General features: G+C 73.7%; 18 protein-coding genes. 11 read left to right on the top strand and 7 right to left on the bottom strand.

What is annotated here, in order from left to right:
• Window positions 1-20 precede the first annotated feature (20 nt).
• Window positions 21-1,895 (bottom strand): substrate-binding domain-containing protein, encoded by a 1,875-nt coding sequence (locus ACZ466_RS54555; RefSeq protein ID WP_378281981.1) that lies wholly within the window; start codon window positions 1,893-1,895, stop codon window positions 21-23.
• A gap of 314 nt (window positions 1,896-2,209) precedes the next feature.
• Between ACZ466_RS54555 and ACZ466_RS54550 the strand changes: the two genes are divergently transcribed.
• The 5 genes from ACZ466_RS54550 to ACZ466_RS54530 all read left to right on the top strand — a co-directional run bounded on the left by ACZ466_RS54550 (window position 2,210) and on the right by ACZ466_RS54530 (window position 7,419).
• Window positions 2,210-3,475, top strand: coding sequence for an amidohydrolase family protein (locus ACZ466_RS54550; protein ID WP_378281982.1), 1,266 nt, complete (start codon window positions 2,210-2,212; stop codon window positions 3,473-3,475).
• A gap of 49 nt (window positions 3,476-3,524) precedes the next feature.
• Window positions 3,525-4,112 (top strand): TetR/AcrR family transcriptional regulator, encoded by a 588-nt coding sequence (locus tag ACZ466_RS54545; protein ID WP_378281983.1) that lies wholly within the window; start codon window positions 3,525-3,527, stop codon window positions 4,110-4,112.
• 112 nt (window positions 4,113-4,224) lie between these two features.
• The gene (locus ACZ466_RS54540; RefSeq protein ID WP_378281984.1) at window positions 4,225-5,940 is read left to right on the top strand and encodes a PP2C family protein-serine/threonine phosphatase; all 1,716 of its coding nucleotides are present in this window, start codon (window positions 4,225-4,227) and stop codon (window positions 5,938-5,940) included.
• A complete protein-coding gene (locus ACZ466_RS54535; RefSeq protein ID WP_378281985.1) occupies window positions 5,937-7,022 on the top strand; it encodes a cobalamin B12-binding domain-containing protein in 1,086 nt (361 codons plus the stop codon). Before ACZ466_RS54540 ends, ACZ466_RS54535 begins: the two co-directional genes overlap by 4 nt.
• A gap of 16 nt (window positions 7,023-7,038) precedes the next feature.
• Window positions 7,039-7,419 carry an STAS domain-containing protein gene (locus tag ACZ466_RS54530; RefSeq protein ID WP_378281986.1) on the top strand — a complete coding sequence of 127 codons (381 nt, stop codon included), beginning with the start codon at window positions 7,039-7,041 and terminating at the stop codon, window positions 7,417-7,419.
• An 18-nt stretch (window positions 7,420-7,437) separates the two neighbouring features.
• Here ACZ466_RS54530 and ACZ466_RS54525 read toward each other — a convergent pair whose 3' ends face one another.
• The gene (locus tag ACZ466_RS54525; protein WP_378281987.1) at window positions 7,438-8,184 is read right to left on the bottom strand and encodes an AraC family transcriptional regulator; all 747 of its coding nucleotides are present in this window, start codon (window positions 8,182-8,184) and stop codon (window positions 7,438-7,440) included.
• A gap of 54 nt (window positions 8,185-8,238) precedes the next feature.
• On the opposite strand from ACZ466_RS54525, the gene ACZ466_RS54520 reads away from it, so the two are divergent.
• Window positions 8,239-9,417, top strand: coding sequence for an MFS transporter (locus ACZ466_RS54520; RefSeq protein WP_378281988.1), 1,179 nt, complete (start codon window positions 8,239-8,241; stop codon window positions 9,415-9,417).
• 13 nt (window positions 9,418-9,430) lie between these two features.
• Here ACZ466_RS54520 and ACZ466_RS54515 read toward each other — a convergent pair whose 3' ends face one another.
• Window positions 9,431-10,642 carry a serpin family protein gene (locus ACZ466_RS54515; RefSeq protein WP_378281989.1) on the bottom strand — a complete coding sequence of 404 codons (1,212 nt, stop codon included), beginning with the start codon at window positions 10,640-10,642 and terminating at the stop codon, window positions 9,431-9,433.
• 317 nt (window positions 10,643-10,959) lie between these two features.
• Here ACZ466_RS54515 and ACZ466_RS54510 point away from each other — a divergent pair, with 317 nt between their 5' ends.
• Together ACZ466_RS54510 and ACZ466_RS54505 are read left to right on the top strand one after the other, a co-directional pair.
• Window positions 10,960-11,334: a DUF7144 family membrane protein gene (locus ACZ466_RS54510; RefSeq protein ID WP_378281990.1), complete on the top strand. Its 375-nt coding sequence runs from the start codon at window positions 10,960-10,962 to the stop codon at window positions 11,332-11,334.
• 157 nt (window positions 11,335-11,491) lie between these two features.
• On the top strand, window positions 11,492-11,902 hold the full coding sequence (locus ACZ466_RS54505) for a hypothetical protein (protein WP_378281991.1): 411 nt from the start codon (window positions 11,492-11,494) through the stop codon (window positions 11,900-11,902).
• A 4-nt stretch (window positions 11,903-11,906) separates the two neighbouring features.
• On the opposite strand, the gene ACZ466_RS54500 is transcribed toward ACZ466_RS54505, so the two are convergent.
• The 3 genes from ACZ466_RS54500 to ACZ466_RS54490 all read right to left on the bottom strand — a co-directional run bounded on the left by ACZ466_RS54500 (window position 11,907) and on the right by ACZ466_RS54490 (window position 14,848).
• Window positions 11,907-12,200, bottom strand: a complete 294-nt coding sequence (locus ACZ466_RS54500; protein WP_378281992.1) for a DUF6295 family protein — start codon at window positions 12,198-12,200, stop codon at window positions 11,907-11,909.
• Between the two features lie 52 nt (window positions 12,201-12,252).
• Window positions 12,253-12,999, bottom strand: coding sequence for a dienelactone hydrolase family protein (locus ACZ466_RS54495; RefSeq protein ID WP_378281993.1), 747 nt, complete (start codon window positions 12,997-12,999; stop codon window positions 12,253-12,255).
• 100 nt (window positions 13,000-13,099) lie between these two features.
• Complete coding sequence (locus ACZ466_RS54490; RefSeq protein WP_378281994.1) at window positions 13,100-14,848, bottom strand: alkaline phosphatase family protein; 1,749 nt, start codon at window positions 14,846-14,848, stop codon at window positions 13,100-13,102.
• Between the two features lie 210 nt (window positions 14,849-15,058).
• On the opposite strand from ACZ466_RS54490, the gene ACZ466_RS54485 reads away from it, so the two are divergent.
• From ACZ466_RS54485 to ACZ466_RS54475, 3 genes are all read left to right on the top strand, one after another.
• Complete coding sequence (locus ACZ466_RS54485; RefSeq protein ID WP_378281995.1) at window positions 15,059-15,427, top strand: DUF6968 family protein; 369 nt, start codon at window positions 15,059-15,061, stop codon at window positions 15,425-15,427.
• Between the two features lie 128 nt (window positions 15,428-15,555).
• Window positions 15,556-16,935: a TrkH family potassium uptake protein gene (locus ACZ466_RS54480; protein ID WP_378282019.1), complete on the top strand. Its 1,380-nt coding sequence runs from the start codon at window positions 15,556-15,558 to the stop codon at window positions 16,933-16,935.
• Window positions 16,928-17,590, top strand: coding sequence for a potassium channel family protein (locus tag ACZ466_RS54475; RefSeq protein WP_378281996.1), 663 nt, complete (start codon window positions 16,928-16,930; stop codon window positions 17,588-17,590). The genes ACZ466_RS54480 and ACZ466_RS54475 overlap by 8 nt, the downstream gene beginning before the upstream one ends.
• Before the next feature lie 21 nt (window positions 17,591-17,611).
• Here ACZ466_RS54475 and ACZ466_RS54470 read toward each other — a convergent pair whose 3' ends face one another.
• Entirely contained in the window at window positions 17,612-18,673 is a 1,062-nt protein-coding gene (locus ACZ466_RS54470) for a PP2C family protein-serine/threonine phosphatase (protein ID WP_378281997.1), read from the bottom strand.
• Between the last annotated feature and the right edge of the window lie 267 nt (window positions 18,674-18,940).

Below are 18,940 nucleotides of genomic sequence, written 5' to 3'. Positions count from 1 at the left end.
CCGGAGGCCGGCCCGCCGGCTCAGGGCGACTGGCAGGGCGTGGAGATCAGCGAGTCCGGGGTGATGCAGGGAGGGGCCCCGGCCCGCTGGATGAGCCTCCTGGCGGAGTCCCCGGCGAGGAAGGTGAGGAACGCCGCGGCGGGGCTGTTGTTCGGCGGCGTCCCGTAGGTGTAGAAGACCTCGGGCGCGACGAACGGGTAGCGGTGCTCCGCCGGGGAGGTGTCCGCCCTCCTGCCGTCGAGGGTGAGGATGCGCAGGTTGGGGTAGCGGCGGGTGTCGGTGGCGATCTGCAACTCGGCGTAGCCGATCGCGCCGGGGAGCCGGTTGACGGTGTCGAGGATCTGCGCCTGGCTGCTGCGCTCGCAGCGGATGACGCGGGCGGCGGCGCGGATCTCGTCCTTGCGCCGGCAGTCCCGGGACGACAGCTCCGGTTCGGGCTCGTTGAGCACCTGCTCCTCGAAGATCGTACGGGTGCCGGAGCCCTCGGTCCTGCTGACCATCCGGATCGGAAGGCCGGCTCCGCCCCTGAACCGCTTCCATTCGGTGGGCGCGCCGTCCCGCGCGTAGATGGAGCGCAGGTCCCGCACCGACAGGCCGGTGAGGCCGGTGTCCTTGTGGACGACGACGGCGAAGGCGGTCAGCGCGACGGGCAGGCCGCGGAAACCCCGCAGCCTGATCTCCTCGGAGTCGCGTTTGAGATGCCCGTCGTGCATCGCGATCGTCGTCGCGGCGTTGGCCGCGGTGAGGGTGCGCACGCCCTCGTTCGAGCCGATGGAGCGCACCTCGATCCGCGCGTCCTCGCACTGGGCCTCATAGCCTCGCCGGATGGCGTGGGCCGTCCGCTCGAAGGCGGTGGAGCCGACGAGGCGGAGCGTGCCGCTGAAGCACACGGAACGTTCCCGTGGGGAGCCCTCCCCGCCGGCCACCCGGCCCACCCCGACGCCGCCGGCGAACACCAGCGCGGCCAGTCCCACCGCCAGCGGCCGCCGCCCGCGGGTGACCCACCGCGCACGCCCGCGGGGCTCTCGCGCGACCGGGACGGCCTCGACCGGCTCGGCGGGCTCGCCGGGCTCGGCGGGTGTGATGGCCTCGGCGGCCGCCAGCCGCGCGCGCAGGTCTTCGGCTTCCGCCTCGGCGCCGGACAGCCGCCGCCGCAGCTCGGCCGCCTCGGCGCGGGCCTGGGCCAGGTCGTCGGGCGGGGCGATGTGCCGGAGCCGCTCGTACGCCTCGACCCAGCGCGCGACCTCCGCCTCGGGCAGCCCGCAGGCCGCCGCGAAGTACCCGACCCTGACCCGCTCGCGGTCGTTGGTCGTGCGCCACCGGTCCTTCTGGAGCATCGCGCTGATCGTGGCGTCGGGCAGCGTGCCCCACGAGCGCCGCTCGATCTCCGACTGCCTGGGCGACCCCGCCCACCCGCGCAGCCCGGCCAGCAGCCGGTAGAAGTCCCGGATGTCACCGGCCTCCGCCGGGTCGGGCAGCCTGCGCCCGGTGCCGAACGCCGGAACCGTCCAGGGCTCGAAGGTCACCGGATGCCGGGAGGCCAGCCGCCGCCACGGCGCCTTCTCCCGGTGCGCCCCGACCACCGCGGCGGGCTTGCCGTTCCTGTTCCGCTCGAACGCCGCGCGCAGGTCGTCGCCCCGCTCGTCCCACTGGGCCTGCTCGGCCGCCGACCACCGGTCGCGCACCGCCGCCGCCCCGCCGCCGTCGACTCCCGCGGCCGCGAGGCAGGCGCTGACGACCTCCCAGGACATCAGTTCGCCGTCCCCGGCCAGCAGCGTCCGGACCGTCTTCTCCCGCAGGCCCGTGCGCCGCGCCAGCGCGGCGGGCTCGTCACCGTCCAGGCGGTGCCGCAGGTCGCGGGTGAAATCCGCCTTCCGGTCGAGATAGGAGGTCAACGCCCGCTCCGTCCGTCTCCCGCAACTCCGCACAGGCGCCCGTCCAGGGGCGATCACTCAACCCGATCACTCATCATTCCGCCGGTATCGGCATACCCTCCGCGAGTTGTCCAGAAGTTCGCGAACTGGTGTCCGACTGGACACCGGGGCGGCGGCCTCGCGCCGCCGCGAAGGGCCCGTTCCGGACGTGCCCGGCGGGTCTTGACTTCTGGGCCCGCCGGACCCGAAATTAAACGAGACAGTCAAGTATCAAAACTCCGCCCGCCCCGGCGAACGGCCGTCCCCGGCGGCCCGCCGCCTCGAAGGGAGCATCCATGAAGCTCGAGGACATGATCCTGGTCAGCATCGACGACCACATGATCGAGCCGCCGGACATGTACAAGAACCACGTCCCGGCCAAGTGGGCCGACGCCGTCCCCAAGGTCGTCCGGAACGAGCAGGGCGTCGACGAGTGGGAGTTCCAGGGGCAGAAGACCTCCACGCCCTTCGGCATGGCGGCGACCGTCGGCTGGCCGCGCGAGCAGTGGGGGTTCAACCCCGGCGCCTACTCCGAGCTCCGCCCCGGCTGCTTCGACGTCCACGAGCGCGTGCGCGACATGAACGTCAACGGCGTGCTGGCCTCGATGTGCTTCCCGACCATGGCCGGCTTCAACGCCCGCACCTTCCACGAGTCCCGCGACAAGGAGATCGCGCTCGTCATGCTCCAGGCGTACAACGACTGGGCGATCGACGAGTGGTGCGGCACCTACCCGGGCCGCTTCATCCCGCTGGGCATCGTCCCCATGTGGGACGTCGACCTCGCGGTGCAGGAGATCCACCGCCTCGGCAAGAAGGGCTGCCGGTCCATCAGCTTCCTCGAGACGCCGCACGTCCAGGGCTTCCCGAGCTTCCTGTCCGGCCACTGGGACCCGATGATCAAGGCGCTGGTCGACGAGAACATGGTCCTGTCGCTGCACATCGGCGCGGGCTTCGACGTCATCAAGCGGGCGCCCGAGGCGCCGGTCGACCACCTGATGGTGCTCGCCTGCCAGATCAGCGCCATCACCGCCCAGGACCTGCTGTTCGGGCCGACGCTGCGCAAGTTCCCCGACCTCAAGGTCGCCCTCTCCGAGGGCGGGATCGGCTGGATCCCCTTCTACTTCGACCGGGTCGACCGGCACTTCCAGAACCAGGCGTGGCTCGGCAACGACTTCGGCGGCAAGCTCCCCTCCGAGGTCTTCCGCGACCACATCCTCGCCTGCTACATCACCGACCCCTCGGGCCTGCTGCTGCGCGACCGGATCGGCATCGACAACATCGCCTGGGAGTGCGACTACCCGCACACCGACACGACCTGGCCGGAGTCGCCGGAGTTCTCCTGGAAGGAGTTCCAGGACGCCCGCTGCTCTCCCGCCGAGATCCACAAGATCACCTGGGAGAACTCGACCAGGTTCTTCGACTGGGACCCGTTCAAGCACACCCCCAAGGAGGAGGCGACCGTCGGCGCCCTGCGCGGCCTGGCCGAGGACGTCGACACCACCCGCATGTCCCGCGAGGAGTGGAAGCAGCGCAACGAGGCCGCCGGCGTCGGCGTCTTCTGACCGGCCCGCCGCGGCTCCGCACGACGCCCGGTGCCTAGGATGATGCGCGATGTCACCGCGTCCGCGTAGCTCAGAGAGCGCCGTCATCCGCGCCACCCTCGACCTCATCGCCGAGCACGGCGTCACCGCGGTCACGGTGGACGCGGTGGCCGACCGCTCGGGCGTCAGCCGGCCGACGATCTACCGTCGGTGGGGCTCGCGCGACAGCCTCATCCGCGCGGCCTACGCGCGGATGCTGCGGTCGCTGGTCGAGATGGACACCGGATCGGTGCGCGGCGACCTCCTCGCGCTGCTGCGGCAACTGGTCGCCTACCTCAACCGGGTCCGCGTGTTCCCGTCCCTGATGGAGGCCGCGGCACGCGACCCGGAGCTGGCGGCGATGAGCGAGCAGGCCGAGCGGAGGACCCGGGCCATCTACGAACGGGTCCTCCGCAGGGGCGTCGAACGCGGCGAACTGCCCGCCGGCGTGGACGTCCTGCTGTTCACCGAGCTCGTGGTGTCCCCGTTCGTCTACCGGCGGGTCGTCAGCCGGGACGAGATCGACCCGGCGAGCATCGAACCCGTCGTCGACGCCGTGCTCGCCGCCTTCGGCCGGATCCCCGCCCGGCCCCGGCAGCAGGACGTTCACACTGTGTGAACCGAGATGCTTGTCTTCCGACAACTTGTGTCATGTGGTTAGGGTGGTCCGGTAGATCCACATACGAGCGGTCGGCTTCAGGGAAGGAGAGTCCCACCGCAGGCTCACGCGCATGGAACCCACTCAGGGCACGAACGGTCCTCATGATGTCCTCGAACCGGTGCCGCGGCGAGCGGCGTACGCGGCGGTGGTCGTGGACGCGGCCGGATCCGTCGCGCAGCTCAACGACGCGGCGCGCCTGCTGCTCGGGGCGTCGCCCGGCGTCCTGCTGGCCGACGCCGTACCCCGCTGGCTCGCCGAGGCCCACCGGTCGCTCGGCGGTCGCCGCGGCGCGTCCGGCCGGGCGGAGTCCGGAGGGGCGGAGGCCGGAGGGGCGGAGGCGTCCGGGACCGGGTCCGTCGCGCGGGGGCCGATCGGCGAGGCGGTGTACGAGGCCCACCCGATGCCGGCGCTCGGCGTGCCGGGCGGCGCGGCGTCCACCACGTGGTGGCTGATCGACGTCACCGAGCGGCGCCGGCTGGCCGACGAGCTCGCGACCGAGCGGCGGCGGACGGCGTTCCTGGCCGAGGCGTCCAGCCGGTTGCTGGCGTCGCTCAATTTGGAACGTTGCATGGAGGTGACCGTGCGGCTGGCCGCGCGGCACCTGGCCGACGCGGCCCTGGTCATCGCACCGGCGTCCGGGCGCGCCCATCCCATCTCCTACTGCGGCCCCGGCGACCGGTTCGACCACCGGGAGCTGGTCGTCGACCCCGCGGAGGTGCCCGGCCTGGACGAGGCGATGAAGGGCTTCCCCCCGGTGCCGTCGCGCTGGATCGACCCGTCCGCCGCCCCGGACTGGATCGCGCGCCAGGGCGTGGGCGAGCCCGGCGCGATGGTGGTGACGGCGCTGCCCGGCCACGGCGTCCCGGCGGGGGCGCTGGTGCTGCTGCGCCGGCACGGCCAGGAGGCCTTCTCCGACGGCGAGGAGGTGTTCGCCCGGCTCTTCGCGGCGCGGGCGGGCGCGGCGATGTCGGCGGCCCGGCTGTACGCCGAGCAGGCCTCCATCACCGAGACGCTGATGCGCGAGCTGCTGCCGCCGCGGGCGCGGGAACTGGGCGGCGTGGAGCTGGCGGCGCGCTACCGGCCGTCCGGCGACGGCGAACGCGTCGGAGGCGACTTCTACGACCTGTACCCCGCCGACCCGCAGGACCCCGGCGCCGAGTCGCTGGTGGTCCTGGGCGACGTGTGCGGCAAGGGCCTGGAGGCCGCGGTGCTGACCGGCAAGATCCGCAACACGCTGCACGCCCTGCTGCCGATGGCCGGCGACCACCAGCGCGTGCTCGAACTGCTGAACGGAACGCTGCTGAACAGCGACACCACCCGGTTCGTGACGCTGGTGCTGGCCTCGGTCCGGCGGCGGGGCGCGGAGGTCCGGATGCGGCTCACCAGCGCGGGCCACAGCGCCCCGCTGATCGTCCGGGCCGGGGGCGCCGTCGAGAAGGCGCCGACCGGGGGCTCGCTGATCGGCGTGCTGGAGGAGATCACCTCCACCACGGCGACCGTCTCGCTGCGGCCCGGCGACACCTGCCTGCTCTACACCGACGGCATCACCGAGGCCGTCGGCGGGCCGCTCGGCGACGAGATGTTCGGGGACGAGCGGCTGCACGCCGAACTGGTCCAGTGCGGCGGGATGCCCCCCGAGGCGCTGGTGGAGCGGGTGCACATGCTCGCCGCCGAGTGGGTGCGGTCCGGCGGGCACGACGACATGGCGATGGTCGCGCTGACCGCTCCCCGGCGCGTCCACCTGAGCGCCGTCGGGGGGCAGGGACCCGGAAGGTTCACCGCATGACGCGGGTGACCGAGCGAACGGATCGGCCGGCCGGGCCGGACGCCTGGTCGGAGCGGCTCTGGGCGGCCGTCACCGGCGGCGACGAGTACGCCGCCGCCGACACCGCGACCGCGGCGCTGGACGCCGGCCTGGACGTCGAGGACCTGCTGCTCGACGTCATCGCGCCGCTGCAGGCCCGCGTGGGCCGGGAGTGGGCGGCCAACCGGTTCACCGTGGCGCAGGAGCACACCGCCACCGCCGTCAGCGAACGCGTGATCGGCGCCCTGGCGCATCACCCGGCCGTGCGGGAACGCCTGGACGAGCGGGCCGGGGAGCGTCCCGGCCGGATCGCGGTGGCGTGCATCGACGGCGAGTGGCACGCCCTGCCCGCCCGGCTCGTGGCCGAGGTGCTGCGGCTGCGCGGCTGGCAGGTGGACTTCCTCGGCGCCCAGGTGCCGACCCCGCACCTCATCGCCCACCTGCACCGCTCCGGCCCGGCGGTGGTGGCGCTGTCGTCGTCGCTGGCGCCGCGGCTGCCCGCGGCGCACGCCGCCATCACGGCCTGCCAGGCGACCGGCACGCCCGTCCTGGTGGGCGGCGCCGCGTTCGGCCCCGGCGGCCGCTACGCCACCCTGCTGGGCGCGGACGTCTGGGCGCCCGACGCCCGCGTCGCGGCCGACCGGCTGGCGGACGAGCCGCCGCCCAAGCCGCCGCCCCTGCACCAGGCCATCGACGACCTGCCGCACCTGGCCGACCAGGAGTTCACGCACATCAGCCGGACGGCCCCGAAGCTGGTCCGGCACGTGATGGACGCGCTGCGGTCCCGCTTCCCGGCGATGGCCGGCTACACCGAGCAGCAGCTGCGCCACACCGCGGAGGACGTCGCCCACATCGTCGACTTCCTCGGCACCGCCCTGTACGTGGACGATCCCGACCTGTTCACCGGGTTCGCGGCCTGGACCGCCGCCATCCTCGACGCCCGCGGCGTCCCGGCGCGCAGCCTGCTGCCCGCCCTGGACCTGCTCGCCGAGCGGCTCACCGACTACCCCCGCGCACGGGACCTGCTCGCCCGCGGCCACGCCGCCGTGCTGGAGGCGTCCTGAGGCAAGGAAGGACCGCATGACCGCCCCCGTTCCCGACATCCCGCTGCGCCTGGTCACCGGCACGGCCGGCGGGCGCACGCTGCGGGTCGAGATCCACGGCGAACTGGACTACGCCACCGCGGGCGTCCTGGTGGCCGCCGTCGACGAGGCCCTGGCCGAACACCCCGGGCTGGACGCTCTGGACCTGAACTGCTCGGGGCTGGGCCTGTGCGACTCGTCCGGGCTCGCGGCCCTGCTCATGGCGCACCGCCGCGCGTCCGCGCGCTCGGTCCGCCTCCGGCTGACCGCTCGCAGCGCCCGGCTGGACCGGCTGCTGGACCTGACCGGCACGCTGCGGCATCTGACCGGTGAGACCGCCGCCGCCTCCGACGGGGACGGCGAGGAAGTGCCCCACTGATAGCCCGCACCGCCGGTCTCAGGGGCGGCGGTTGTGGGCGCCGGGGGTGTAGCCGAACGCGCGGCGGAACACGTCGATGAACGCGCTCGCCGAGGACCAGCCGCACCGGTGGGCGACCGCGGTCACCGGCATGCCGTCGGCCAGCATGCGCAGCGCGTGGTACAGGCGCAGCTGGGTGCGCCACTGCGGGAACGTCATGCCCAGATCGTGGCGGAACAGGCGGCTGAGGGTGCGTTCACTGGCGCCCGTCGCCGTCGCCAGGGCCGCCAGCGAAAGCGGATCGGCCGGGTCGCGATGCAGGAGTTCGCAGACCGCCGCGAGGCGCGGGTCGGAGGGCGCGGGCAGGTGAACGGGCTGCTGCGGCGAGGCCCGCAACTGGTCGAGGAGCACCGCGCGCAGCCGCAGCCGTTCGGGGGAGTCGCCGTACGGAGCGCGGGTGCAGGCGAGGATCAGCTCGCGCAGCAGCGGGCTCACGGCCAGCACGGCGGGCGCGTCCAGGGCGAGGGGATTGGTACCGGCGGGCAGGCCGAGCAGGTGCAGGGCGAGGTGGCCGTGGGCGCGATGCGCGTGGACGCACCCGGCCGGGACCCAGATGGCCCGGGTGCCGGGGGCGAACCAGGTCCCGGCGTCGGTGGTGACCGCCACGACGCCCGAGCCCGCGTAGACGATCTGGTGGTCGTCGTGGCGGTGCGCGTCGATGCTCTCGCCGGGGGCCAGCGTCCGGGTGCGGGTGGGCGCCTCGGGAGTGTGGCGAATAATCGGCATACATTGGCATTTTATCGGAAGCGCGCCGGGCCGCTCCGTACCGACGATGGGCGGGTGGCAACCAACAGCGACGCGCGCACCGGCCCCATCACGCTGCTGTCCCTGGGACACGGCTGCGTGGACGTCTACCAGGGCGCGGTGGCCGCCCTGGTGCCGTTCCTCGTCACCGAGCGCGCCTACACCTACGCCGCCGCCTCCGGCGTCGTGCTGGCCGCGTCCCTGCTGTCGTCGGTGGTGCAGCCGATGTTCGGAGCCCTGACCGACAGGTGGGCCATGCCGTGGCTGCTGCCGGTGAGCACCCTCGCGGGCGGCGCGGGGGTCGCGCTCGCCGGCGTCAGCGGCTCCTACGCCCTCACCCTCGCGGTCATCGCGATCTCCGGGATCGGCGTCGCCGCGTACCACCCGGAGGCCGCGCGCGTGGCGCGCGACGCCAGCCGCGGCAGCCACACCGCGATGGGCTGGTTCTCCCTCGGCGGCAACCTCGGCTTCGCCGCAGCGCCGCCGATGGTCGCCGCCGTCATCGCCACGGGCGGCCTGCGCGCCTCCCCGCTGCTGATCGTCCCGGCACTGGCGGGCGCGGTCCTGTGCGCGGCCGCGCTGCGGGGCGTCGCGGCCTCCGCCGCCGCGGAGCCGGGAGCGGTCCGGGTGAGCCGCGCGGGCGCCATGGACGACTGGCCGTCGTTCGCCAGGCTGTCCGGCGCCATCGTCTGCCGTTCGATCGTCTTCGTCGGGCTCAGCGCGTTCATCTCCCTGTACGTCCGGGAGCGCACCGGCGGCGGCGCGGCGTCCGGCACGGCCGCGCTGTTCGTGCTCTACCTCGGCGGGGCGGTGGGGACCGTGACGGGTGGCGCGCTCGCCACCCGTCACGGCCGCCTTTCCGTCGTCCGGTGGTCCTACGCCCTCACCGTCCTCGCCGTGGCGGGCGTGGTGCTCGTCCCGGGACCCGCGCTGTACGCGTTCGTCGCCCTCACGTCGGCCGGCCTGTACGTGCCGTTCTCCCTCCACGTCACCCTCGGCCAGGACTACCTGCCGCGGCGCGTGGGCGTCGCGGGCGGGGTCACGCTGGGCCTGACGGTCAGCATCGGCGGCATCGCCAGCCCGTTCATCGGCGCCGTCGCCGACGTCACGTCCCTGCAGACCGCCCTCGCGCCGCTGATCGCACTGCCCGTCCTCGGCTGGCTGCTCGTCCGGCCCCTGCGCGAGCCCGCCATGCTCGAAGCCGCCCCGGCGTGACCGGGACGGTGCGTCACCAGGGGCTCGTGGGGACTCCCTCGGGCCAGTCCTGGGGCTCGGCGACCCACCCGGCCAGCAGCACGAGGCCGCTGGGACGGTGGCGGGCGAGGAAGCCGAAGGGCCGGTCGAACGCCGCGTGCAGCATGTACGCCTCGTTCAGCGGCGCCCCCGTGGCCAGCACGGTCATCGCGGTGACCGCCGCCGCGGTGAACCCCTCGGCGCTGAAGGTGGCGGTGACGTCCTGGGCGGCCTGGCCGAGCGCCAGCGGTTCCCTGCTGATCCCGGGGAAGTGGCCGGCCGGGTCGTGGGTGGAGACGGTGGCCAGCCCGAACAGCTCGGCGCGGGCCATCAGGTCGTGCTCGGCGGTGACGTCGAACCGCGCGGTGGTCACGCTCAGCGTGGGCTGCGCGTCGAAGGCCGCGATCTTGTGCAGCGTCACCCCGGGCGCCGGATCGGCGTCCGGACGTGCCAGCAGCGTGCCGCGCAGGACCGGGTGCAGGCCGCCGACCGCCTCCACCGCGGCGGCGAGCACCTCGCCGGCCGGGCGCGCTGCCTCGCCCAGGCACAGGTGCACGTCGACGTCGTTCCCGCCCTGCACGGTCAGCAGGGTCACCGGTCCCGCCGGGGTCCGCGCCAGGACGAGCTGGTCGAGGTCCTCGGTCTGGCGCGCCAGCCCGGCCGCCTCCCGGTCCCGCCCCGACCAGGGGCCCCGCTGCGGGCGGAACGGGATGTCGCTGAACGGCTCCAGCCAGCGCGTCTCGATGGTCAGCGCGGTGGCCAGCACCAGTTGCGTGTCCGGCGGCACGCTCACCGGCATCCGCGTCAGCCGGCCGCCGGTGTTCCGGGCGACCCACGCGTCCAGCCGCGCCTGATCGGCGGCCGGGTCACCGCTCAGCTCACCGCGGGCGCCGCCGGGCACGGCGTCGAGCCACCACGGCTCCAGGGGGAGCCCGGCGCGCGCCCACACGCCCAGGGCGCCCTCGACCGCGGTGCTGCGGGCGAGGATCTCCAGCAGTGCGCGGGCGTGCCGGTCCGCGTCCGCGGCGTCGACCCCGACGGCCTCCTGGAGTTCGCCGCGTCCCGGCTCGCGGGCGGCGGCGGCCAGCAGCGCCAGCAGCGGCCACGCACCGGCCCCCGACAGCGCGCCGCCCGCCCCGCCCCAGGACTCCCTCCGCGCCCACTTCGCGGTCAGGGCGTTGGACGCGCGGACGAGTTCGTCGGTCATGCCGTCTCCTTGCTCCGTTGGCCGCCGTGCTGCAGCGAATTGTGCACTCCGGCCGGAATCGGCGCACCGGATTCGGCCGTGGCACGGTCGGCGCCCGCATCGCCGCAAGCCACGCCGACGCCGGCCAACGCCTCCCTAGATTTGGATCAAGCCATCGCCAAATGGTTTTCGGGTGCGGTTGGCGCTAGGCCTCGAATGGGGACTTTCTGCACGTTGGATCCGCGGTGGTCCGACCGTGGATCGCCGATGGGGGAGGTTCCATGACGACTGGCAGTACGGCTCACGGCCCGGCTCCCGCGAGGGAGGAAGGGCGCCGCATGACGTCGGGGTGGCTGGCGTTCGCCGGCACGGTGGCCCTGGTGGTCGGCGCCTTCAACTTCATCGACGGCCTGGTGGCCCTGTTCAACCGCAGCTACTACCTGGTCGGCGACGACAAGATCATGGTGTTCAACTACACCGCGTGGGGCTGGATCTGGCTCGTGGTCGGCATCATCCAGATCGCGGTGGGCGGGGGCATCATGGCCGGGCAGATGTGGGCCCGCGTCGCCGGGGTGGTGCTCGCCGCCCTGTCCGCGATCGGGCACCTGGCCTTCCTGCAGGCGTTCCCGTGGTGGTCGGTGCTCACCATCGCGCTGTGCGTCCTGCTCATCTACGCGCTCACCGCGCCGCCCGCGGGCGCCCGCGGCGCCTGAGCACGGCGCCGCGGCGCCGGTACGGGCCGCGGCCGGGGGGAGAAGGGCGAGCCGTGCACCGGAGGACCCTCCGGTGGCGGGCTCGCCCATCCCCGGCCCGCGGCCGCGTCGTCACGCAGACCGCACACGACCGCGCGAGGTACTCATGCGCTTTCCGATGAAACTGCGGCACGCGCCGCTGCGGCTGGCGGCCGGAGCGGTCATCCTGGACTCCGGTCTCTCCAAACGCGACCTGGACGAGGCGGCCGCGGCGCACCTGCGGGAGATCGCCGCCGGCACCTATCCGTTCCTCAAGAAGCTCGAGCCCAGGACCTTCGGCCGGATGCTGTCCAGCGGGGAGATCGCCCTCGGCACCGCGCTGCTGCTGCCCGCCGTGCCGACGGCGCTGGCCGCGGCCGGACTGGCCGCGTTCTCCTCCGGGCTGCTGGGCATCTACCTGCGCACGCCCGGGATGCGCCGGCCGGGCAGCCTCGGCCCCACCCAGGAGGGCATCCCGATGTCCAAGGACGCCTGGATGCTCGGCATCGCGCTCGGCCTCCTCCTCGACGAGGCCACGCGCAAGCGCTGATCGCTCAGGCGGAAGCGGAGGGGGCGGGACCACCGGCCGAGGCGAGCCCGGGCGGCGCGGCGGCCAGGGCCTTCTGGATGGCCTCGATCAGGCCCAGCGCCGCCTCCTCGGTCAGCTCGACCGCGACCCGCGCCGACGGCCCCTCGCCCGGGTTGGTGAAGTCGATGTTCACCGTGTGCTCGTGGCAGGCGTGGTACGGGTGGTCGACGTAGACCGCTCCGTCGGTGAGCGTGAACCAGCCGGACGCCCCCTTGGCCGCGCCGTCGAGCTCCACCTTCTCGGTGAGGTATGTGCACACGGGAGGTTCCCTCCAGATCTCAGGACGGGGACAGGACGAAGGAACGGGACGGTCAGGCCGCGAGGTGGCGGCCGTAGAAGGCGAAGATCTTCTTCCAGCCGTCCACGGCGGCCTTGGCCTGGTAGGACGGCCGGTCCGTCAGGAAGAAGGCGTGCCCGGCGCCGGGGTAGCTGTGGAACTCGTGCTCCTTGCCCAGCCGGGTCAGCTCGGCCGACAGCGCCGCGACCTCGTCGGGGGTCGGGTACTGGTCCTCGTCGCCGAACAGCCCCAGCAGCGGGCAGGCCAGGTCGGGCGCCCTGGAGATCAGCGGGGTCGCCTTGAGCGGGAAGCCCTCGGGCGGGTCGTTCACGACGAACGCGCCGTAGCAGTCGACGGCGGCGTCGATGCCGTCCAGCGAGCAGGCGACCAGGAAGCTCTGCCGTCCGCCCGAGCAGTAGCCGATCACGCCGATCCTGCCGTTGGCGTGGTCGAGTCCGTTGAGGTGCGCGGCGGCCCCGGCGATGTCGCCGACGACCTGCTCGTCGGGCACGCCGCCCTTGGCCCGCGCCGCCGCGGCCTGGTCGTCGGGACTGACGCCGGCGCCCTCGCGCGAGTAGAGGTTGGGGCAGATCGCCGCGTACCCCTCGGCGGCGAAGCGGCGGACGACCTCCTTGGTGGCCGGGTCGTAGCCGGGCATGTGGTGGATCACCACCACGCCGCCGCGCGGCTCGTCGTTGAGCGGCCGTGCCAGGTACGCCTCCAGCTCGGCGCCGTCATGCCCGCCGATCGCGACCGTTCCGGCCCATAGCGCGTCGTTCATCGCCTCAGTGCGCTCCGTTCTCCCGCTTCGCGGATGGGCGTCCTTCCGATCATCCGATCATGACATCCTGCCGCAACCGCGGCGCGGAGGCGGGGCGGGGTCAGCGGCTGAACGCGGTCAGGAAGCGGTCGCGGAAGGCGTGCATGGGCCAGACGGGCACGTTAGGGCCGGGCTTCAGGCCGTCCTGCCAGCCCCACCCGGAGATCCGGTCCAGGACGGCCTTGTCACGGGCGACGATCGTGATCGGCACGTCCCGGCCGGCCCCCTCGCCGGTGACGACCGGGAGCGGCTGGTGGTCCCCGACGAAGACGAGCACGAGGTCGTCGTCGCCGTGCGTCTCCACGTAGGAGACGAGGGTGCCGAGGGTGTACTCGATGGAACGCCGGTACTCGGTGCGGATCCGTGCGGGGTCGCGCCACACGGCGGCCCTTCGCTCGCCCGCGGCCGCGATGGGGTGGTAGACCGAGCCGTCCCCGACGTCCTTCCAGTCGATGAGCCGGGGCAGGGGCGCCCACGGCGCGTGGCTGGAGACGAGCGGGATCTCCGCCAGGACGGGGGCGTGGTCCGGCTTCTCCCGCTCGAGGCGTTCGAAGGCCGCGAGGGTGTACTGGTCGGGCATGGTCGCGAAGCTGAAGCGCGGCCCGCGGTAGCCGAGGTTGTTGGCGTCGTAGACCCGGTCGTAGCCGAAGAAGTCGCCCTCGGGCCAGGCTCGGGTGACGCCCGGCACGACCGCGACGCTCCGCCAGCTCGCCCGCCGGAACGCCTGGTTGAGGGTCAGGCGGTCGCTGGAGACCAGGCTGCGGTAGCGCTGCTGGTTGTCGATCCAGAGGCCGGAGAGCAGGGTGGAGTGCGCCAGCCAGCTGCTCCCGCCCGCGGTCGGCGAGGTGAGCCACCCGCTCCGGGCGCCGACCCCGGCGGCGCGCAGCCGCCGGGTCCCGTCGTCGAGCACCGCGCCGACCTGCCGCGCGAAGAGCGGGTCCTCGACCGCGTCGCGCCCGTAGCTCTCGACGAAGGCCAGCAGGACGTCCTTGCCGCGCAGGCCCCGCAGGAGGTCCGCCCCCGCGGTGCCGCGGAAGGCGTCGACGGCGGCCTGCTCGGCGAACGCCCGCCGGTCCAGCAGGCTCGCGTGCACCTGCCGGGTGTGGGCGAGGGTGAGCCCGGCGGTGTTCCTGGCGGCGACCGGCACGCCCGGGACGACCTGCGCGCCGAGCGCGGCGCAGACGATCCAGACCGTCCCGGCGACCCCCACGGTGGCGGTCGCCGTGGCGTTGTACCGGACCACGAGGCGGGCCAGGCGCAGCACCGACAACGCCATGAGCACGAGCAGCGCGGCCGCCAGCAGCACGATCCCGATGACGGCGGCGATCGCCCCGGCCCGCCCGAACGAGGAGTCCAGGAACTCCACGCCGGAGCCGATCAGCACCCAGTCCAGCACCGGATCGAACGGCCGCGCGAGCACCTGGTAGAAGCCCATGTCGACGACCTTCACGATCGTCATCACGCCGATGGCCGCGCCGGCGAGCACCGCCACCGTCCGTCGCGCCCGCGCCGGGACGATGACGACCAGGGCGACGAGCAGCACCCCCTCGACCGGGACCCGCGCGAACGCCCCCGGCGTCAGGCGCCCGACCTTGTGCGGGAACAGCAGCGCGCCCAGCACGAGCAGGCCCGCCAGGGCGGTGGCCGCCCACCCCGCGGCGCGGCGCGCGCCCGCGAGACGACGACCCGGGACCACATCGTCCGCCGCCGCGTCATCCGCGGGCGTCTCTCCGGGGGAAGGGACGGGCCCGTCGACGTTCTCGTCCGGGACGTGGTCCAGCGGGCTGTCCGCCGTCAGTTCCTTCCTCACGGCCGTCCGCCCTGGGACCGGTGACCGCAGCGCCTGAAGAAAGACAATCCGAAGGTCCTCCCGTGCGAAGCCTGATGACGCCCGTATCGGCGACACCGGCTGTACGCGCGCCGCGCCCCCCGCGGTTCAGCGCGCCGCCGGTCCGGACCGCGAAGGGCGATCGGCCCCTAAAGTGTCGGTTTCACACCGGAGCCGCGACGAGGGGAACGCATGACGACGACGCACGAGCTCGGCGAGGTCGTGGCCGAGCGGCGGGTGGAGGCCGTCGCCGAGGACGGCCGCCGCACGCCGGTGATCCTGAAGTTCGGCAGGCCGCACCCCGACCCCCTGTCGGCCCACGACGACTGGTGCTGCCCCCACCAGATCGTCGGCCTGGGCGACGAGACCGTCCAGGCCGCCTTCGGGGTCGACTCCCTGCAGGCCCTCCTGCTGTCCGTCTACGCCGTCCGGCTGAAACTGGTCGAGCGCGCCGCCGGCGCGTCCGTGAGCCTCGAATGGGAGGGCGGGCCGGATCTGGGCCTGACCGTCGTCCCAGAACCCCACGAGGCCGTCCCGCCCGCGACATGTCGGGGTTTCTGAGGGTGTTGTGCAGTGTGTTGGGCACTGGCATGAGCGCGCTTGTTGTACGGTTTTCTGCCGTGGGGCGGGAGGTCGGGCCGGCCGGATAGCCGGGCGTGCGTTCCAGGGGGTGCCGCGGTCACGTGGTGATGCATCGGCGCGCGGCGAAGAGGCCGCGCGCCCGGACGACGTTCTCCCCGCTCGGCCGCTTCCACCATCCGGCGCAGGTCGTCGTCAGCGGGTTCTGCTCGGCGATCCTGATCGGGACGGGGCTGCTGTCGCTGCCGGCCGCGACCGCGTCGGGCGAGCCCGCGCGGTTCCTGGACGCGCTGTTCACCGCGACCTCGGCCGTGTGCGTCACCGGGCTGGCGGCCGTCGACACCGGCACGCACTGGTCCACCCTCGGCCTGGTGATCATCGCCTGCCTGTTCCAGATCGGCGGGCTGGGCATCATGACGCTGGCCACGCTGCTGGCCGTGGTGGTGTCGGGACGGCTCGGGCTGCGCGCCCGGCTGGCGGTGCAGGCCGAGACCAAGACGCTGCGGATGGCGGACGTGCGGCGGCTGGTCCGCAACGTGGTGCTCTTCAGCCTGGTGTGCGAGGCGGTCGCGGCGGTGGTGCTGGCGGTGCGGTTCGCGACCGCCTACGGGCAGCCCCCCGGGCGCGCGGCGTTCTGGGGCGTCTTCCACTCGGTGTCGGCGTTCAACAACGCCGGGTTCGCGGTGTGGCCCGACAGCCTGGTGCGCTTCGCCGCCGACCCGTGGATCTGCCTGCCGGTCGCGCTGGCGGTCATCGTGGGCGGGCTGGGGTTCCCGGTGGTGTTCGAGCTGGCCAGGTCGTGGCGCAGGCCCGCGGAGTGGACGGTGCTGACCCGGATCACGGTGGGTGTGACGGCGGTCCTGCTGGTCGCCGGGACGCTCGTGCTGACCCTCACCGAATGGAACAACCCCCGCACGCTCGGCGCGCTGTCGGGCGGGGCCCGGCTGCAGGCGGGGTTCTTCGCCGCGGTGATGCCGCGCAGCGGCGGATTCAACAGCATCGACATCGGTCAGATGCGGCCGGAGAGCTGGCTGGTCATCGACGTGCTGATGTTCATCGGCGGCGGCAGCGCGGCGACCGCGGGCGGGATCAAGGTGACCACCTTCGGGCTGCTGGCCTACGTGGTCTGGGCGGAGCTGCGCGGCGAGGCCCGGGTGAACGTGGGACGCCGCCGGGTCCCCGAGGGGACGCAGCGGCAGGCGGTCGCGATCGCGCTGATGGCGGTCGGGCTGGTGGTGTCGGCCACCTTCGCGATGATGGCCCTCACCGGGCACGCCCTGGACCGGGTGCTGTTCGAGGTGATCTCGGCGTTCGCGACCGTGGGCCTGTCGACCGGCATCACCGCCGACCTGCCGCCCGCCGCCCACGGGCTGCTGGTGGCGCTGATGTTCGTCGGAAGGATCGGCCCCCTGACCCTGGGGACCGCGCTGGCGCTGCGGGACCGGACCCGCCGCCACGAGTTGCCGGAGGAGCGACCCATCGTTGGCTGACATCCAGAACGACCCCGTGGTGGTGGTCGGGCTCGGCAGGTTCGGCACCTCGCTGGCGCTGGAACTGGTCCAGCGCGGCACCGAGGTGCTGGCCATCGACGAACGGCCCAAGATCGTGCAGAGCCTGGCGGGGCGGCTGACGCACATCGTCACCGCCGACGCCACCGACATCGACACGCTGCGGGAACTGGGCGTGGCCGAGTTCTACCGGGCGGTCGTGGCGATCGGCGGCGACCTGGAGGCCAGCATCCTGTGCACGTCGCTGCTGGTCGAGCTGGGCATCGACGACATCTGGGCCAAGGCGATCAGCCACCAGCACGCCCGGATCCTGGAGCGAATCGGCGCCCACCACATCGTGCTGCCCGAGCACGACATGGGGGAGCGGGTCGCGCACCTGGTCAGCGGGCGGATGCTCGACTACGTCGAGGTGGACGACAACTTCGCGCTGGTCAAGACCCGCCCGCCCAAGGAGATCGTCGGCGTCCCGCTGGGCGACACCCGGCTGCGCGGCCGGCACGGGGTGACGGTGGTGTGCGTCAAGAGCCCCGGCGAGGACTTCACCTACGCCTCGGCGGACACGATCCTGGAGTACGGGGACGTCATCATCGTGGCCGGTCCGATCGCGAAGGTGGAGCGGTTCGCCGACCGCGCGTGAGCCCGTCCGGGCGGGCCGCGGTCAGTGGTGGCGGCGGCGGAGCAGCAGCATCGCCGCGTCGTCGGTGATCGGCGCGCCGACGTGGCGGAGCAGGTCGGCCTGCAGGTCGTCCAGCGCCTTCTCGGGGTCGGCGGCCCGCAGCACCTCCAGCCGCTCGGCCAGCGGGTAGAACTCGCCCCTGCCGTCGCGCGCCTCGATCACCCCGTCGGTGTAGAAGAGCAGCTGGTCGCGGGGCGCGAACGGCACCTCGTACACCGGGGGGCACTGCCCGGCCAGCGACGCCATGCCCAGCGGCGGGGCGACGTCGGGCGGCTCGGCGGCCTCGATGCGGCCGTCGGCGTGCAGGAGCAGCGGCGGCGGATGGCCGAAGTTCATCAGCAGGATCCGGTCGGCGGAGCCGAGCTCGGCCAGCACCGCCGTCACGAACTGCTCGCTGGTGAGATGGCGGGTGAGCGCCTTCTCCAGCCGGGCCGCGACGCCGTGCAGGTCCTCCTCGTCGTAGGCGGCCTCCCGGAACGCGCCCAGCACGACCGCGGCGGTCTCGACGGCCCCCAGCCCCTTGCCCTGGACGTCGCCGACGATCACCCGCACGCCCTTGGGCGTGGTGACGACCTCGTACAGGTCGCCGCCGATGCGGGCGCGGGCGGCGGCGGAGATGTAGCGGACGGCCGCGTGGATCGGCCCCACCCGGCGCGGCACGGGACGCAGCAGCACCCGCTGGGCGGCCTCGGCGACGGTGCGGATGTCGGCCAGCTCCCGCTCGTTGCGCACCCTGATCGCGCTGGCCAGCATGCCCGCGGCGGTGACCCCGGTGATCGAGATGAACGTGAGGGTGTTCGGCCGGGTGCCGAAGATGTCGTTGTGCGCCGCCAGGCCGACGCACAGCAGCAGGGCCAGCGCGCCGACCGCCGCCGCGCGCCGCACCCCTCCGCTGAGGCTGGCGAACGCCGGGCCCAGGGACAGCAGCGGCAGGTAGCCCGTCCCGGTGCCCTCGAGCAGCTCCAGGACGGCGACGACGGCCATGACCAGGAACGGGAGCAGGCTCAGGAACGGTCTGCCACGCCCCCGCGACGTCGCTGCCACCCCTGCTCCCGCCCGCCATGAATTCCCCGTTCTTCCCGCAGCATAGTGTCACTTCCGCGGTCAAAAACGCACTTCAGGCACGCGTTCGGGGGCGTTCCGGATGTCCGGAGCGGTGGTCGCCATCGGCCCGGGGGGCGCTGCCCGCCGCGCCGTCCCGGACCCGCCGGCGCGGTGCGGCGAAGGTAGCGTGGGCGCGTGACGGGTGGAGCGGAAGGAGGGCAAGGTCGTGCTCTACCGGAGCGACGGGGAACGCTCCGCCCGGGCCCT

This window comes from Actinomadura rugatobispora (assembly GCF_055379765.1).
The sequence above is the reverse complement of the archived record's forward strand: the minus strand, read 5'-3'. Positions and strand labels throughout refer to the sequence as shown.